This window comes from Bdellovibrio sp. 22V (assembly GCF_030169785.1).
In the GTDB taxonomy this organism is placed as follows: domain Bacteria; phylum Bdellovibrionota; class Bdellovibrionia; order Bdellovibrionales; family Bdellovibrionaceae; genus Bdellovibrio.
On sequence record NZ_CP125854.1, the window covers coordinates 530261 to 547028 of the forward strand.

At 47.1% G+C, this 16768-nt stretch carries 9 protein-coding genes and 1 pseudogene; 1 reads left to right on the plus strand and 9 read right to left on the minus strand.

Features of this window, described 5'->3' with window-relative positions; all coding sequences use genetic code 11:
• Positions 1-16 precede the first annotated feature (16 nt).
• Complete coding sequence (rplU, locus tag QJS83_RS02685; protein ID WP_284607523.1) at positions 17-583, minus strand: 50S ribosomal protein L21; 567 nt, start codon at positions 581-583, stop codon at positions 17-19.
• Between the two features lie 205 nt (positions 584-788).
• Complete coding sequence (locus QJS83_RS02690; RefSeq protein WP_284607524.1) at positions 789-2252, minus strand: hypothetical protein; 1464 nt, start codon at positions 2250-2252, stop codon at positions 789-791.
• A 349-nt stretch (positions 2253-2601) separates the two neighbouring features.
• Here QJS83_RS02690 and QJS83_RS02695 point away from each other — a divergent pair, with 349 nt between their 5' ends.
• Positions 2602-2880, plus strand: coding sequence for a helix-turn-helix domain-containing protein (locus QJS83_RS02695; RefSeq protein ID WP_284607525.1), 279 nt, complete (start codon positions 2602-2604; stop codon positions 2878-2880).
• Between the two features lie 21 nt (positions 2881-2901).
• Here the strand turns inward: QJS83_RS02695 and QJS83_RS17440 are convergent, their stop codons facing one another.
• The 7 genes and pseudogenes from QJS83_RS17440 to QJS83_RS02725 all read right to left on the minus strand — a co-directional run bounded on the left by QJS83_RS17440 (position 2902) and on the right by QJS83_RS02725 (position 16767).
• Positions 2902-3240, minus strand: a complete 339-nt coding sequence (locus QJS83_RS17440) for a ribonuclease E/G family protein (RefSeq protein WP_350159276.1) — start codon at positions 3238-3240, stop codon at positions 2902-2904.
• A pseudogene (locus QJS83_RS17445) lies at positions 3214-3774 on the minus strand (ribonuclease E/G); the annotation flags it as partial. The pseudogene QJS83_RS17445 and the gene QJS83_RS17440, both read right to left, overlap by 27 nt.
• A 15-nt stretch (positions 3775-3789) precedes the next feature.
• The gene (locus QJS83_RS02705) at positions 3790-5895 is read right to left on the minus strand and encodes a hypothetical protein (RefSeq protein ID WP_350159202.1); all 2106 of its coding nucleotides are present in this window, start codon (positions 5893-5895) and stop codon (positions 3790-3792) included.
• Positions 5896-6039: 144 nt separating this feature from the next.
• The gene (locus tag QJS83_RS02710; RefSeq protein ID WP_284607527.1) at positions 6040-9621 is read right to left on the minus strand and encodes a tail fiber domain-containing protein; all 3582 of its coding nucleotides are present in this window, start codon (positions 9619-9621) and stop codon (positions 6040-6042) included.
• A gap of 105 nt (positions 9622-9726) precedes the next feature.
• Complete coding sequence (locus QJS83_RS02715; RefSeq protein WP_470287786.1) at positions 9727-13074, minus strand: tail fiber domain-containing protein; 3348 nt, start codon at positions 13072-13074, stop codon at positions 9727-9729.
• Between the two features lie 102 nt (positions 13075-13176).
• Positions 13177-15786 (minus strand): hypothetical protein, encoded by a 2610-nt coding sequence (locus QJS83_RS02720; RefSeq protein WP_284607530.1) that lies wholly within the window; start codon positions 15784-15786, stop codon positions 13177-13179.
• 87 nt (positions 15787-15873) lie between these two features.
• Positions 15874-16767 carry an EamA family transporter gene (locus QJS83_RS02725; protein ID WP_284607531.1) on the minus strand — a complete coding sequence of 298 codons (894 nt, stop codon included), beginning with the start codon at positions 16765-16767 and terminating at the stop codon, positions 15874-15876.
• Between the last annotated feature and the right edge of the window lies 1 nt (position 16768).

The window sequence follows — 16768 nt, forward strand, 5'->3', positions numbered from 1 at the left end:
TAAGGGAATTAAAAAGTTATGCTTTCTTTGAAGTCTTCTTAGCAACTTTTTTCTTCGCGCCAGCTTTAGTCGCTTTTTTAGCAGTTTTCTTTGCTGCTTTTTTTGCAACTTTCTTTTTCGCTACTTTTTTAGCTGCTTTTTCTACAACTTCTGCAGTTCCTTTGTTCGCTGCACGCTCTTTACGAGCTGCTACGCGACCTTGTGCTTTTTCTGCACGAACTGCTGCAACGTCTACTACATTTGCAGAAGAATCTGTCTTAGCCACTTTTCCATCTGGAGAAGTGATTGCTTTAACAAAAAGCTCTGTGAACTCTTGCTTGTGAGTTGCGAACTTTCTGTAACCTTGACGACGCTTCTTTTTGAAAACGATTTGTTTTCTTGTCTTAGCTTGCTTTGTAACAACAACAGTTACCTTAGCGCCTTTAACAAGAGGTTGACCAACATGAGTGGACTCACCACCAACCATCAAGATTTCGTTGATATCAAACTCTGCACCAAGCTTTTGCTCAAGCTTATCAACTTGAAGAACATCACCAGCTTGAACTTTATATTGCTTACCGCCTGTACGAATAATCGCGTACATGAAATACCTCCAGCTACCCGAATTAAGCCAATGGTAAATGCCACCTTGCACCAGGCTTTGTCAACCTAATCGTGCTCTTTTTTTCAGCTTTTTAGGGAGAAAGAGAGAGTAAACGGAAGGACTTTCAAAAGCAAATCATTTTGGCAAAAAGCGAGAAGGTCCAGGGTTTCCATAAAAGCCCCTTATTTCAGAGGCTTAGAAAAAATTAAGGCTTTAAAAGTTCGCGCTTCCAGCTGTCGCCCATTTTTAGGTTCGGATTGTTGACGATGGCTTCGATCATCTTGCGATGGTCTTCGTAAGCCTTCTGAACCCCTGGGTTGTTGCGATTTTTAGCCGCGATGACACGCAGCTCGTCCTTTTCACGATTCAAGGTCTCAAAAATGACCTGCGCTTTTTCATCGGAACGAGTGATAGCCTGTTTGCTGCTCAAAAAATACTCAGCCGCCTTTTCGTAGCGTTCGGCATGAGCATTCAAGCTGGCTCCCACCAAATAGTCACGCTCGGATTTTTGCACCTTAGGATCTTTTATATAGACCTCATAAGAGTCGGCAGAGTTTCTATACGAACTGACAGCGCCCTTCACATCTCCCGAAACACGCAGCTTATCTGCTTCCAATCTCATCTTATTAGAAGCCGCCCGCGCTGTTTGAGTATTGCTCATCTGCCCGGCGATTCCCCGGCGCATAAGCGTGTCACGCTCGGCCTCGTTGAAACCGGCGGTCCTTAATATATCCGCCTTCTGCTTCAGGTCCGTTGGAGAATAAGTTCCATAACCGCGGCCCGTATCCATGCCGACTTCATGCGCTTTGATTAACGCTTTTTTCTGTTCCTCGGAAAGGCCTCGGCCCAAAAGTTTTTCAGCTTCGCTCACACGTTGTGCATTTGTGAGTTTTGCGGCTCTTGCCAAATCCACGGCACCATTCGCCACCTTGGTTTCTTTTCCGGCTGTTGTCGCTACCTTCACTAACTTCGCAAGCTTAGGAGTTTTTGCCAAAAGGCCTGCCGCCCCGGCCGGGTTGACGACAGAGAATACGCCATAACAAATCATTTCGGCCTGAGTCTTCGCATCGTAACACGCCAGCTTCACGCCTTGTTTTGCCAGATAGTCTTTTCCTTTTTGCAGAAGATTTTTCGTCACCTCTAGCATCTTCTTTGTATCGCTGTCAGAGATCTTTCCGGTCATGCGCATGTGCGCGTAGGCGATCGTCGCAAAGATCGGGTTGGACATGAGCATCGCATTTTGGGCATTTTTCAAAGACGTGTCGATGGCGTTGGAACGACATTCTTCGCTTCTCCAGCATTTCTTTAAATTATCTGCGGCTTTTCCGGCAAGATCCGGCACTGAGGCAATTGCATCCCAAAATTCAACCGCAATTTCTTTGGTTCCGGCAAAACATCCTTTTAATTGATCCAATGATTTGTTAGCCGCCTGATCACAAAGCGACTTGGCGTCGCACGAAGCAATATGCTTTGCGGTTTCAGGATCACTCTTCGCAAGATCCGCACACCCCATCGTATTCTGATGCATCTTACACATGTCCACCGCAAGCTGCAGAGATTGCGGTAACTTATCGCATTTTCCCAATTGCTGAGAGCACGACATAGAAAGATCCGCCGAAGCGATGAGGGGAAAGATAAAGCTAAATAAAAAGAGAATCGCAGTTCGCATGCTAGGGTGATCGGAAACTTGTTTTTTCTTCTTAAGGATTTAGATCGCTCAGTGACTTTTTACTGGATCGAAGTCGGTGACAATCCTGGACATTGATGGGGTGTTATCTTCACAGTTAGTAAATAAATCAGAGATGATTTTGCCGCATGTAATCTACATTAAGTAATAAATTTCGATTAAACACGCACTTGATTCTGTTAAAAAAAATGGATAGTGTGCCCGCCAAAGAGCAATTTGATCAAAAACATTCCGGCTCGTTACTTCCGTTTACGACTCAAATTACTCCCTAAATGAAATATTTTTTTGCCCTAATGAAGGGCCCTCTTTCATTTTATTTACGGAGAAGTATATGAATAAATGTGGAGATTTCCTTAAGAAGAGCCGTGAAGCACAGAACCTTTCGCAAAAAGATGTCGCTTCATTTTTCGAATACAATACACCTCAGTTCATCAGCAACTGGGAGCGCGGGCTTTCGCTTCCGCCTGTTCCAACAATTAGAAAACTGGCGAAGCTTTATAAAATCAGTGCGGAAAAGCTTTTCGAATTGATTCTTGAAGAGCAGCTTTTCCTGACGGAAAAATCTTTAAGAGAAAAGTTCGAAGAAGACAAAAAGCGCAAGCGTTCGTAGTCAAGGTGCTCTTAGAGCACCTTATACAAAGAAAATCTCGTACTGTTCTAAGTGATAGTTTGGTTCGATCTTAAATGCGACAGAGCGACCGAGTTTCTTCTCGATGCTCTCAAGGCTTTCGCCTTCCACTTCATAAATCCAGTCGACGACTTCGCTGTGACAATGAATCACGACATTGGTTTTTTTATTCGTGAGCATGTCTGCATCGCGCTCAAGTTCGCGGAAGATTTCATTCGCGACTGTGGACTTGCGTTTGATGTAGCCTTTGCCGTCACAATAAGAGCATGGTTCGCACAGAGTTTTAATAAGACTTGGGCGAATACGTTTACGAGTCATTTCGACAAGACCCAACTGGGACATCGAAGCGATGTTCGTTCGTGCGCGGTCTTTTTGCAGCTCTTCCGCCAAAGCTTCAAGAACCTTTTCGCGATGAGATTCTTTTTCCATATCGATAAAGTCGATAATGATGATCCCGCCGCAATTACGAATGCGCAGCTGATGAGCTGTCTCACGAACCGCTTCCAGATTGGTTTTTAAGATGGTGTCTTCCAAATCTTTTTTACCAACGAACTTACCTGTATTGACGTCGATCACAACCAGCGCTTCCGCTTCGTCAATGACGATGTAACCGCCGGACTTCAACCAAATCTTTCTTTCCATCGAACGAGAAATTTCAATGTCGATGTCATAAAGATCGAAAAGAGGTTTTTTCTCTTCGTAAAGCACGATATTTTGTTTGTACTTGGGCATGAATTGCGAAACGAACTTCACAACTTTCTTGTGAATCTCAACGTCATCCACCCATACACTTGTCACGTCTTCGCTCATCAAGTCGCGCAAGGCGCGCAACTCGACATCCAGCTCCGTATGCACATTCCCCGGCGTGGGTTTTTTTTTTTTTTTTTTTTTTTAATTATTTTTTTTTAAAATAAACAAAAAAATGAGGGGGGAGGAGAAGAAATTAGTCGCAATCGCAGAATTCGCTGCCGCCGTTAAACGCCCTTGCGCATCCACCGTGAATGTTCCAACTTGCGTTGTTGAACCATAAGAACCCGCAGTTACCGCCGTATTTGCTAATGAAATAGTTCCAGTAGAAGTAATCGGTCCGCCACTAAGGCCCGTGCCCGTCGCGATATTCGTAACAGTACCGCCCGCATTGCTATCCGCAGCCGGAGCCCAATTCGTTCCATCAAACTTCAATACTTGTCCTGTTGTTGGTGCTGTCGCACTCACGGGCTTCGTTTGAAGTTTTGCCACAGTTGGGTTTGGATAAGTACCGCTAAGGTCTCCACCAGCAGAGCCAGTCGGAGTTCTTGAGTCAGTAAAACGTGCATCATTACCAGCAGCCACAGTTCCTGCGGCTGTTCCCACGTTCACGGTAAGAACGGGTGTCGAAGAGCCTGTCGCAACAGAGAGATAGCTATTGGCACTACTAACATTCGTAACCGTACCACCAGAAGAAGTGTCCGTATCATTCGCACACTCCCAACGAGAGTTGGCAGTAATCCACTTCAAGACTTGGCCATCCGTACAAGCAACGTTATTAGGTTTGTAAGTGAGATATTTCGAAGCAGCACTATTGATATCACCGTAATCCAAAGTGACAGCACCGGTTTTAGTCGCAACCGAAGTAACGGGGAATGCAATCGCTGCATTTGAAGCCGCCGTCAAACGCCCTTGCGCATCAACAGTAAATGTTCCAACTTGTGTTGTTGAACCATAAGATCCAGCCGTTACAGAAGTATTTGCTAACGAAATAGTTCCAGTGGAAGTGATAGGACCACCACTTAATCCAGTACCTGTTGCGATATTCGTAACAGTACCACCCGCATTCGAGTCATTAGCAGGAGCCCACTTCGTGCCGTCATACTTCAACACCTGACCCGAAGTTAAACCTGTCGTATCAACATCCACGCCTTTAATTTTATTAACAGACACGGCACCAATAGTTCCACTCACGTCACCTGCAACGGAAACATTGATCGCCTGACATTGGAAGGATCCCGAAACGGAATTCCAATAAGGCGTTTGGTGAGCCGCACAGTTCCCACTTCCGACGGCTGCATTAAATGCCGCCACCGTATGATAGTTACTGAGCGTCGTATTTAAATTAGTAACATCACTCATCGCAATAGCTGAACTCGCCCATTGCGAACCATCATATTTTAAAAAATGACCTGAAGTCGGCGCCGCAGCTGAAACCGCTACACCTTGAACCTTAGCGACAGAGGGATTCGGATATGTACCGCTCAAATCTCCGCCAGCGGCTCCTGTTGGAGTGCGGGCATCACTTAAGCGTGAATCATTTCCTGCGGCAACAGTTCCAGCTCCGCTTCCGACGTTTAAGGTGAGCTGAGGAGTTGAAGTGCCATTCGCGACAGTAATATAGGCATTTGTCGAAGTGACGTTGGTGACAGTACCGCCACTGGCTCCGGAAACGGGTGAACAACCCAGCGCCGTTCCGTTCCAAGTCAAAAACTCTCCCGAAGCACACGCGGGCAATCCCGTTTTTACAAAGAAATCATTTTCAGTTTTTGTTCCCAATCTTTCGGAAGACTGGGCGAACGCAGAAAAAGGGACCGTACGAATTTCATTGGATGGAGAGATGACCTTCCACCCGCTGCCATCATGAAATTGCACTTTCAATAAACGAATGTCGCCAGAAAGAGAAGAATAAGTTGCTCCGCCGACGCAATCGTGAGTTTTTGTATTATTGAAGGCGTCTAAGAGTGAATAGAATGGATCCGCAGGGAAAAGTTTTGTGCCAGAGCCGATTGGTACGTCAAAGACCCCTTTGGAGTTCACCATGTTAATGCCGTCTTTTTGTTCACGATAGATAACACAGGTTCCGTTCGGGTTTGTGATTTCGAAAATAAAACTGACCGAGTTGTGCTCAAGAGCTTGGCCATCAGATTTTAGGATGCGTCCTTGATAAGTGAACAACGCCGGCGCAGCTTCAACAACGAGCGCAGCGAAAAACGCGAGAAATAAAATAAGCGACGTACCAATTCTCATGTATATCTTATCGGAATCTTAACAACTATTTAGAAGGGCTTAAGTCCTGAATTATTCGAATGTAAGATCCTTTTAAGAAACCGTCTCAATTTGAAAGGGTTGCGAATGAATTACCAGTCTATTTTTGGTGATTTGTAACGAGGGTTATTTTTTGCAGAAGTCGAGATTCTTATCTTGTTTGCACAGCGCTTTTTTGATGGAAGAGATTTCTTCAACCTGTGTTTTCAATTTTTTATTTTCTTCTTTGAGAGAAGCGATCTCTCGTTTTTGCGCGACCAATTCTTTGTGAATGATTTGTGAGTCCGAAGACCATCGGTGATTCACCTCTTTAATGGCTTCAATGATTGGAGCCACCAAGTTTTGATAGGCAACAGACTTAAATCCGTTTTTATCTGTTTTAACGACCTCAGGGAAAACCTTCTCAACATCTTGAGCGATAAGACCCATTTGTTTTGATTGGTCTTTTTCTTTATCGATCCATTGATAAGTCACACCCTGAATGTTTGTGATTTTATCCAGGGCGTTGAGGATCGGCGTGATATCATTCTTAAGGCGAACATCCGAAGACTGAGTCAAAGTTCCCGAAAGAGTCGCATTACCTGTCGCATATAAACTGAAATAACAAACGTTCAGCGCAAAGCACATGGAGTCTGCACCGAGCGGAGCCGCCGTGGATGAGGACAACCATCTCCATGCCTGACCGCCGGCGGCTGTGTTGGTGTTGTAAATCATCGTATAGGCGGACGCCGAAGAAACCGAGAGGTGTCCTCCAGGTAATGTCGTTCCGATACCGACGTAGCCGTTAGAATGAATTCTCATTCGTTCCGCGACAGTTCCCGATGCGAGAGTATTGAAGGTCAATATCGCCGACTTGGATGTCGCAAAATCCGAAGCGGCATACGACGAAATACTTCCGGCGTTCACAAATGCGGCGCCGTCGTATCCACGGAAGGAAAGAAAGCCTAAACTATCATTTGTCAGAACAGCGGCGGGAGCTCCGGCAGAGTCGCGAGCGCGTGTCAGGATCAAAGCACCCTCGCCCGTCGAGCTGTGTTGCGATTGTATGTATACGTCGTCATCGGAACCGCCAGTCCCTTTGATATGGAGGACTCTTTCAGGATTTGTGGTCGTTGCACCAATTCCGATTCGCCCTGGAACTTGCAGAGCTAAATCTTGAGTAGCTCTCCAGTCACCGGTTGGATTTGCGTTTCCGATGCGCACGACACCATTGGCAGGATTTGCCACGGGACCGATACCCCAATAACCTGTACTGTTCCAATTACCGACAAACTGCGCTTGACCCAAAGTGTTGTGATAACTGCCGACGAAAATACTGTTGTAAGTGGCCTGCGCGTCCCAAGCACCGACTTGAAGAAGTGCTCCAGGGCCGCTAGAACCAATGCCGACTTTGCCATCGGCCTGAACACGCATTTTTTCATCGTTATTAGTGTCAAAAATAATAGGTCCGTTCACTCCGTTAGAGATATAAAATTCATCGCCAGCGCCATTTGCGAATCCAAGAGTTCCCTTCCAGGTTCCGTTACGAAGGAAATCAATCGACGGAATACCCGAAGCCGGGGAGTCGAGAATCATCGGAACTTGGGTTGTCGAGCCAGAGCGAATTTTCATTTTCGCATTTGTATCTATCGTTGTGTTCACGGCAAGATCACCAGCGGCGCTGATTGTAAGACGAGTTGTATTGTTCGTTTCAATATTCATGGCGTTTGAATCATTGGTTCCAAGAACACCCGCGGCACCAAAAGAATTTCCTCCATTCACAAAAACAGAACTGGTCGTGAATGTTGAACAGATCATCATGCCAGTCGCATCGAACGTAACAAGCTGTCCTGTTGCGCAGTTGAAGGCTGTTATCGCGCTGCCAGTGCCATTGGAAGCTAGCAGACGATTCGCCGTCAGAGATGTCGCTCCTGTGCCACCATTCGCAACAGGCAAAGTGCCGGTGACTTCACTCGCAAGATTGACGGAAGCGCCATTGCTAGCCGCCGTCAAACGGCCCTGTGCATCGACTGTGATATTTGCACGAGTATAGGAACCCGCAGTCACCGCTGTGTTCGCAAGAGAAATAGTTCCTGTGGAAGTAATAGGTCCACCAGTTAAGCCAGTACCTGTTGCGATATTTGTAACCGTACCACCACTTGAAGTGTCCGTGTCATTCGCACACTCCCAACGAGAGTTGGCAGTGATCCATTTCAAAACCTGACCGTCTGTACAAGCAACATTGTTAGGTCGATAAGTAAGATATTTTGTAGCAGCGTTGTTAATGTCGCCATAGTCAAGAGTCACCGCGCCAGTTTTTGTAGCGACAGATGTAACGGGGAATGTAATGGCGGTATTGCCCGCGGCAGTTAAGCGGCCTTGAGCATCAACAGTGAACGTACCGACTTGAGTTGCAGATCCATAAGAGCCCGCCGTCACCGCCGTATTTGCCAATGAAATAGTTCCTGTCGAAGTAATAGGACCACCACTTAAGCCAGTACCTGTTGCGATGTTTGTAATAGTACCGCCCGCATTCGAGTCATTTGCAGGAGCCCATTTTGTTCCATCGTATTTCAACACCTGGCCTGAAGCTAAACCGGTTGTATCAACATCAACACCTTTGATTTTATTTACGGAAACCGCACCAATAGTTCCACTCACATCACCCGCAACGGAAACATTGATTGCCTGACATTGGAACGAACCCGAAACAGAATTCCAATAAGGAGTTTGGTGAGCCGCGCAGTTTCCGCTTCCGACCGCCGCATTGAAAGCAGCTACTGTGTGATAGTTGCTTAACGTCGTCGATAAGTTCGTGACGTCAGCAATCGCAATGGCCGAGCTCAACCAATTCGTGCCATCATACTTCAAGAAATGACCTGAAGTCGGAGCGACCGCAGAAACAGCGACACCTTGAAGTTTCGCAACGGAAGGATTGGGGTAAGTTCCGCTTAAATCTCCTCCGGCAGAACCTGAAGGAGTGCGCGCGTCTGTAAAGCGTGAGTCATTACCGGCAGCGACAGTTCCCGCAACCGTACCCACATTCACCGTCAATTGTGGTGTAGAGGTTCCATTAGTGACAGAGAGATATGCATTCGCAGACGAAACGTTTGTGACGGTCCCGCCGCTAGCTCCGCTGACGGCGGAACAAGAAAGGGCTGTTCCATTCCAAGTTAAAAACTCACTGGCTCCGCACGTCGGGATCCCTGTTTTAATGACAAAATCAGAGGCCAGGTTCTCTCCCAATTTTTCAGCGGACTTTGCATATGCGGCGTACGGCACAGTACGAATTTCGTTATCAGGACTGATGACTTTCCAGCCGCTGCCATCGTGAAACTGCACGCGTAACAAACGCGTATGTCCAACGGCGGGAGTGTACGTGCCTGCGACATTGTTATCGCCGTCAGCACAGTCGTGAACGACGCTGTTATCAAAAGCACTTAACAAAGTTTTTGTGGGTGATGATGGAAACATCTTTGTTCCCGTACCGATAGGAACGTCGAAGACACCATGACTGTTCGTCATATTGATGCCGTTCTTTTGTTCACGGTAGATAACGCAAGATCCAGAGTTGTTGGTGATCTCAAAAAGAAAGCTGACGCTGTTGTGTTCGAGAGGTGCTCCGTCGGATTTAAGAATACGGCCTTGATAGGTCAGTGAATTGGGCGAAGCCAATCCTACAGACGCCGACAAGAAGAGCAAAAGAGCCAAATACGTACCGTATAGCATATTATTCTTATCGGAATTTTAACTGTTAATAACAGAGGCGAAGGTCTGAATTACGTAGTGTTAACTACACATGTCTCGTTATGAGACGACTGTCTAAGACGTCTTTTATTTTTTTCGACAGATGTTCGACTTCGGACTCATCTCGCAGATAGCAGATTTTAAGTCGTCGTTTTGCTTTTCTAGCTCTTTTAACTTCGCGTTGAGATGAGCGTTATTCTCTTTCAGAGAGGCTATTTCGCGATCTTGTTTTTTGTTTTCGCTCGTCATCAGCTGATACAACTCTTTAATGGAGTTGATGAGAGGCGCGACAAGCTTTTGATAAGCGACGGACTTTGCGCCCTCTTTGTCAGTGCGAACGACTTCGGGATAAATTTTTTCGACTTCTTGGGCAATAAGACCGATTTGTTTTTCTGGAGCTTCAGGATTTTTCCAATAGTAAGAGACACCATTGAGACTCAGAATTTTTTCGAGGCTATGTGGAAGAGTCTCGATGTTTTTCTTCAAGCGTGCATCCGATGCTTCCGTCAGAGTTCCGCCGATCCACATATTTCCGTTGTAATCAAAATACATTTTTTGCGCACAAGCACCACCAGGACAATAGTACCACTGCGCAATGTAGCCGCTGCTATTCGCATGGTGAATTGTAAAGCCGCGTTTTGTAGCGTGATTGTTCGTGACGTTCAGTGCTGAGTCGGAACGCGAAAGCAACTCAAGATAAGAACTTCCGTCAGTGATGTATCCTGTACCGACAACATGCAGAGGATACAATGGACTTCCGGTGCCGATACCCACATGCCCTGTGTTTGTGATGCGCATCACTTCGTTCAACGCGATAGCTGAGCCCGCTGTCACCGTTTGCGCGGCACTACTATAAAAACGGATTCCATCAATACCGCCCATAGATAAAGCGGCCCGGGTAAGACCCGCACTCGACGTGGAAGATAAAAATGAATTGGAGGCTCCCGCACCATAGACACCATAGCCGATAAGAGGTCCCCCGCTGGAGTATTCCGTACCGTACGTAGTTAAGTGTCCTGATGAGTAAGCATCCACCAACATAAGACTTGCCGATGTCGCCGTCGCATTTCCGGCACGAACGGTTCCAATGACATGTAAAGCTTCCGCTGGAGTGTCGGTGCCTATGCCCACTTTGCCGTCAGCTTGAATACGCATTTTTTCGGTATTATTCGTATCAAAAACGATGGGTCCACTGACGCCGTTGGAAACATAGAGTTCATCGCCAGAACCGTTAGCAAAACCCAGAGTTCCTTTCCATGTGCCGTTACGAAGGAAATCAATAGACGGAATCCCCGATGCGGGAGTATCCAAACTCAAAGGAGCTTGTGTTGCTGATCCCGCACGAATTTTAAGTTTCGCGTTGGTATCGACCGTCGTATTGATCGCAAGATCTCCCGCCGCACTGATAGACAGACGGATCGTGTTGTTTGTTTCAATGTTCATCGGATTTGCGTCATTCGTACCCAAAATCCCTGCGGCGCCGAATGAATTTCCGCCGTTCAAGAAAACCGATCCGTTCACAAATGAAGTACAAGTCATCATTCCTGTCGCATCAAAGGTCAGAAGCTGTCCCGTTGTACAGTTAAATGTCGTGACGGCCGAGCCTGTGCCATTCGAGGCAAGAATTCGATTTGCAGTGAGTGAGGTCGCGCCTGTACCGCCATTCGCAATCGGCAGAGTTCCCGTGACTTCCGTGGCAAGATTCACTGCGGCTCCATTAGAAGCAGCAATCAAACGACCTTGAGCATCGACCGTGATATTTGCGCGAGTGTAAGACCCTGCAGTGACCGCTGTATTCGCAAGTGAAATAGTTCCCGTTGAAGTAATTGGCCCCCCTGTAAGACCGATTCCTGTTGCGATATTCGTCACGGTACCACCAGAGGAAGTATCTGTGTCGTTCGCACATTCCCAGCGCGAGTTGGCCGTGATCCACTTCAAAACTTGGCCATCCGTACAAGCCACATTATTAGGTTTGTACGTAAGATATTTAGAAGCGGCACTATTGATGTCACCATAATCTAATGTGACAGCACCGGTTTTAGTTGCAACAGACGTTACTGGAAAAGCGATCGCTGCATTTGAAGCCGCCGTCAAGCGCCCTTGAGCATCAACAGTAAATGTTCCAACTTGCGTTGTTGATCCATAGGAGCCAGCAGTAACAGAAGTGTTTGCAAGAGAAATAGTTCCAGTGGAAGTGATAGGGCCACCACTTAATCCAGTACCTGTGGCGATATTCGTAACAGTGCCACCCGCATTCGAGTCATTAGCGGGAGCCCACTTCGTGCCGTCATACTTCAACACCTGACCCGAAGTTAAACCTGTCGTATCAACATCCACGCCTTTAATTTTATTCACAGACACGGCGCCAATAGTTCCACTCACATCACCAGCGACGGAAACATTGATTGCCTGACATTGGAATGAACCCGAAACGGAATTCCAATAAGGAGTTTGGTGAGCCGCACAGTTCCCACTTCCCACGGCTGCATTGAAAGCGGCCGTTGTATGATAAGTCGCAAGAGTTGCACTTAAATTCGTAACGTCGGAAATAGCAATAGCGGAGCCTATCCACTGCGCTCCATCGAATTTAAAGAACTGTCCATTACTGGGAGCCGCGTTCGCGACGGCCACGTTTTGAATTTTTGCAACGGAAGGATTGGGATAAGTGCCGCTTAAATCACCACCCGCAGCGCCATTCGGAGGACGGGCATCTGACAAGCGAGGATCATTACCTGCGGCAACGGTATTAGCGGTTGTGCCGACATTCAAAGTGATTTGCGGAGTCGAACTGCCATTTGCAATCGTAACATAAGCATTCGCGGACGTGACGTTTGTGACGGTTCCTCCGCTCGCTCCCGAAACGGGTGCACAAGTCAGATTCGTGCCATCAAATGAAAGAAATTCGCTGGCACTACAAGTCGGCACTCCCGTCTTTAAAACAAAATCGGAAGCTTGTTTGTCGCCCAAGGTCTCAGCGGAAAGAGCGTAAGCAGAAAAAGGCACAGAACGAATTTCATTGGAGGGGGAAATCACTTTCCAGCCTGATCCGTCATGAAACTGCACTTTGAGTAAACGAGTGTCGCCGGAAGCGGCATTGTAGGTGGAGCCTCCTGAACACGAATGAAGAACAGAGTTTTTAAATGCGTCGACAAGTTTGAAAGTGGGTGCCGTCGGGAAAAGTTTTGTACCTGAGCCAATGGGAACGTCAAAGATCCCTTTGGAATTGATCATGTTCACATCATCGACTTGCTCACGATAAATGACGCAAGTACCGGTTGGATTCGTAATCTCAAAAAGGAAACTGACGTGCCCGTATTCAAGCGCGGTCCCATCTGATTTTAAAATACGGCCCTGATAAGTCAGCGAATTCGGTGAGCCTGATGCCACCGACGATATGAGAAGAAAAATGAGAGCCAGATACGTGCAGTTCCTCATGGGTTTCTTATCGGATTTTTAACAGGAAGTTATAAGAGTCCAACGTCCAAATTGCGATGGCTTAATTGGCCATCGTCTCAGATTGCGACACGCAGTTAAGGACTAATCTGAGAGGTTATATACATTCGATATAACTAACGGCAGAACGGGAACGCTATCGAAAGTCGTGTCGTATTCATATTCAAGATGCTGAACTGCCGGTAAGAAAAAGTCGGCGATGACGATACCTTTGAACTGTCCATAATAACGGCTATGAATAATCGGTGCGTTGAGAAGCAGACGTTTAAAGTTCACAGTTTTTCTTCCGGTCTCTTGCGCCCACTCCAAGATGCAAGGAATGGAATTCGTCGTTGCCAAAGTCGTATCGGTTGTACAGTTAGAGCGAATCGCATTGTACGTAGCTTCTTGCCCCGGAATTGCGGCCCAGCCGGTTCCTGCGGCAATGAGGGCGGCCTGATCCGCCGTTGAGGCTGTCTGATTTTGTAAAATTCCGACGGGAGTTTTCGTGGCGATAGCGCCACCGGAATATGTCGTATAAGAAGCCCTCATGATAGGACCTGAATCATTTGTGAGATCAGGTATGCGGGCAGCATCATTAAGAACGGCGGAAATATTTCCCGATGCCGAAGCGTCATCAGGATAATTTTTCGAAGGAACCTTCGGCCACACTGTGGAGCTAAAGCGTTCGAACATATAGTTAGGATTGAATCCTACGATGACGGCCCTTGCACTTGTGATTTGCAGATTGACCTTCGAATACGTCGCTTCATTTAAATAATTCACGGCATCGCGAATGAAGACGGCTCCGGTGACATGCAGACGGCATCCCATGGCTCGCGAGTTCAATTGCAAGTTATCCAAGAAAAGAGCTCCTTGAATGACAATATCACCCCAACATTCGACAGTGCCGCTGTTGCGCACATACCTCTGACCGCCAACACCGGAAACGATATTCAGATTGGTGAGAGTCGCCGTCGATTTTTTATAAATGGAAACGCCGGAATCACTCGCTACTAAAGTCATCGAGGCCGTTAACGCGTTTATTTGCGCCACCGTCGGCGCGGAAATCAACACATTGTTTTTCGTAATCGCCGTACCAAACAAACCTGGAGCCGCATCCGTCGGTGCGACACCGATGTAGTTGGCAAGTCTTACTAAGACGGCGCGGGCCGTGCTGTACATTTGTTTTGTCACGACGTCGAGCAAGGTCCATCCGCCTCCGGGAATAGCATTACCGGTGCTGGGATCTGCGAGCGCATTCACATAATCTGTCAGAACGACAGAAGCATTCTTTGTATAAAGATTCCCCGTTATTTGCACGCCGTCGCGCCAGTCCTCATAATAAATACCGGCTTCATAAGGACGGATTTGCACTCCAACGGTGGGCGCTTCGTGTCCTAGGAAATAAGATTGTCCATGACCGAAATCGGTGACGATATCGCCTTTGACCTTCGCATGGCACATGGCGCAGGCGACTCCACGCACCGCTAAAGCGGGACGAGCACCGCTCAATGCAAAAACCGGAGGATCCGCAATTAGATTCACGGTTTCAGAGTCCGAGTGATTTAAAGTATCCGTTTGGGTCACGGTGAAAGTTTGCGCTTCGCCCTCTTGCGTGAAGTTCACAACAGCGCTCCACGTTCCGTTGCTTTGACAGGTTACTGTTTGTGCCGCCTCCGCAATCGTGCCGCCTAAAGTGATCGTGTCGCCAACCGTACAACTTCCAGAAACGGAAAGACCCACAGGATCTATCGTGCTGTTGTTTGTCGGTGAGGCAATCGTGATAACAGGCGCCGTCGTATCTTTCACAACGTCGTGTGAAAGCGTTCCGATGTTTCCGACATCGTCGAGTTGTTGAAGCGAAAGATTTTTTCCGCCATCGGCTCCCGTTGGTTGCAAGGTTCCCGTGAACGATCCCGCGACACAGGCAAGAATCACCGGGCTGTTATCAATTCCGCCAGTAATGGCAACACTGTTGCCGTTGTCTTCACAAGATCCGTTGATCGTAAAAGAAGATTCCACCGCTTCATTCAACGCGGGCGAGGTCACCGTCACGACCGGTGCGGTGAGATCAATCTCAAGAACCGCACTTTGGTTCGCCGAAGTTTGCCAGTTTCCGGCATTGTCTTTCAAAAGAGTGCAGAGGTAATAATTGTTTTCAGAAGAGACATTCAATGTTACGGCTTCTTCGACGTCTTTTTCCGGTTGGGCTTGCAAGACCGCTAATTGACCCGCGCAAGGTGTGTTGCTTAAAAGATATTTGTAAGACACGACCGAAGAATCGGCCGGATCAATATTTACCGTGCGATCACTGATGTCATTCGATGCTCCTCCACTCCATCCCTGTAAAGAAGGAGCGGACGCCGGTGGAGTCACATCGTACAAAACCGCTACTTGATTTCGTTCAAGACGATCGATTTTTTTATCGTATTCAACATAGATAGTTTTAAGACCTTCATCACCCGAAAGCTGTACCGTGGTCGCGTATTTATCATTCTCGCACGGAACGATTTCGTCGATGCTTCCATCTTCGCTGTATATATGGACGTCGAAACCGCTTTTACAGGATCCTTTGAGAGGAGTCGGGCCGTTTGAAATTTGCAGATCTGTGGCCACTTGAATGTCAGGAGCGGAAAGGGATGCGCCAATATCGGCAGCCAAATGGCAACCCATAAGAGACAGCAATACCAAAACGTTCCATAAGTGCTTCATGGAACACTTATCGGAAAGCCAACACGAAAAATTATCTTACAAACGTGAACTTGATTATATTTTGTCGAGAAAGTTTCCGTCAGCGTATCAGTTTGAGATGGATTGCTTCTTGGCAATCGTATTCACGACAAGAGCGCCGGCAATAATAAGGGCACCGATAAATTGACGAAGACTCAGGCTTTCGTGAAAAAGAATCGCACCCATGATCGCGGCTGTAAGCGGTTCGATCATCATAAGCAAAGCCACTTCGGTGCTTTTTAATTTTTGCAAAGCTGCGAGTTCTAACGTCAAAGGCAAAATCGTGCAGATCAAGGCGATTCCTAAAATGCACGATGCCTGAAAGCTTGTAAGGCTTTGCACTTGGGAAAAATCAGGACGATGGAACAAAGACAGCGCGATCGCTCCAAACGTAATAACATACAGAGTGGATGAAATCGGTCTGACATTTTTTTGCAAACGCCCTGAAAGCAAAACATAAATGGCGTAACTAATTCCTGAAAGCAGTCCCGCGACGATCGCCCAAATGTTTTGTACTTCGATATGACCCCATAACAAAAGAACAAGTCCTGTGGAAGCGGCAACAAGACAAAGAGCTTCTTTGCGTGAAATTTTATCGTGAGTAAAAAAATGCGAAAAGACGTTCACCCAAAACGGATACGTATAAAGCAACAAAGCCGCCAGCGTGACGCTGACACCTTCCACCGCTTCAAAATACAGAGTCGAAAATAAAGCGTAACCGAAAATTCCCAGCAAAGACGCAATGACAGTTTGTTTTCCCGTCAAACGAATCCAGCCTGGTTTGAAGAGCAGAAGAAAAATCCAGATAAGAAGAGCGGCCAGAGTGAAGCGATAAGAAAGAAACTCGCCGACAGAAAGCCCCGAAGCAAAAGCCCATTTTCCGAAGATCCCTAAAAAACCAAAACCCACGCTGGCGATGGAAATTTGAATCGTTCCTCGTAAGCGTGGGCTGAGTGCGGGCATC

Coding starts and splice junctions, on each gene's coding strand:
- QJS83_RS02725 (WP_284607531.1), bottom strand. CDS start 16,767: ATGCCCGCACTCAGCCCACGCTTACGAGGAACGATTCAAATTTCCATC.
- QJS83_RS02705 (WP_350159202.1), bottom strand. CDS start 5,895: ATGAGAATTGGTACGTCGCTTATTTTATTTCTCGCGTTTTTCGCTGCG.
- QJS83_RS02690 (WP_284607524.1), bottom strand. CDS start 2,252: ATGCGAACTGCGATTCTCTTTTTATTTAGCTTTATCTTTCCCCTCATC.
- QJS83_RS02720 (WP_284607530.1), bottom strand. CDS start 15,786: ATGAAGCACTTATGGAACGTTTTGGTATTGCTGTCTCTTATGGGTTGC.
- rplU (WP_284607523.1), bottom strand. CDS start 583: ATGTACGCGATTATTCGTACAGGCGGTAAGCAATATAAAGTTCAAGCT.
- QJS83_RS17440 (WP_350159276.1), bottom strand. CDS start 3,240: ATGTCCCAGTTGGGTCTTGTCGAAATGACTCGTAAACGTATTCGCCCA.
- QJS83_RS02695 (WP_284607525.1), top strand. CDS start 2,602: ATGAATAAATGTGGAGATTTCCTTAAGAAGAGCCGTGAAGCACAGAAC.
- QJS83_RS02715 (WP_470287786.1), bottom strand. CDS start 13,074: ATGAGGAACTGCACGTATCTGGCTCTCATTTTTCTTCTCATATCGTCG.
- QJS83_RS02710 (WP_284607527.1), bottom strand. CDS start 9,621: ATGCTATACGGTACGTATTTGGCTCTTTTGCTCTTCTTGTCGGCGTCT.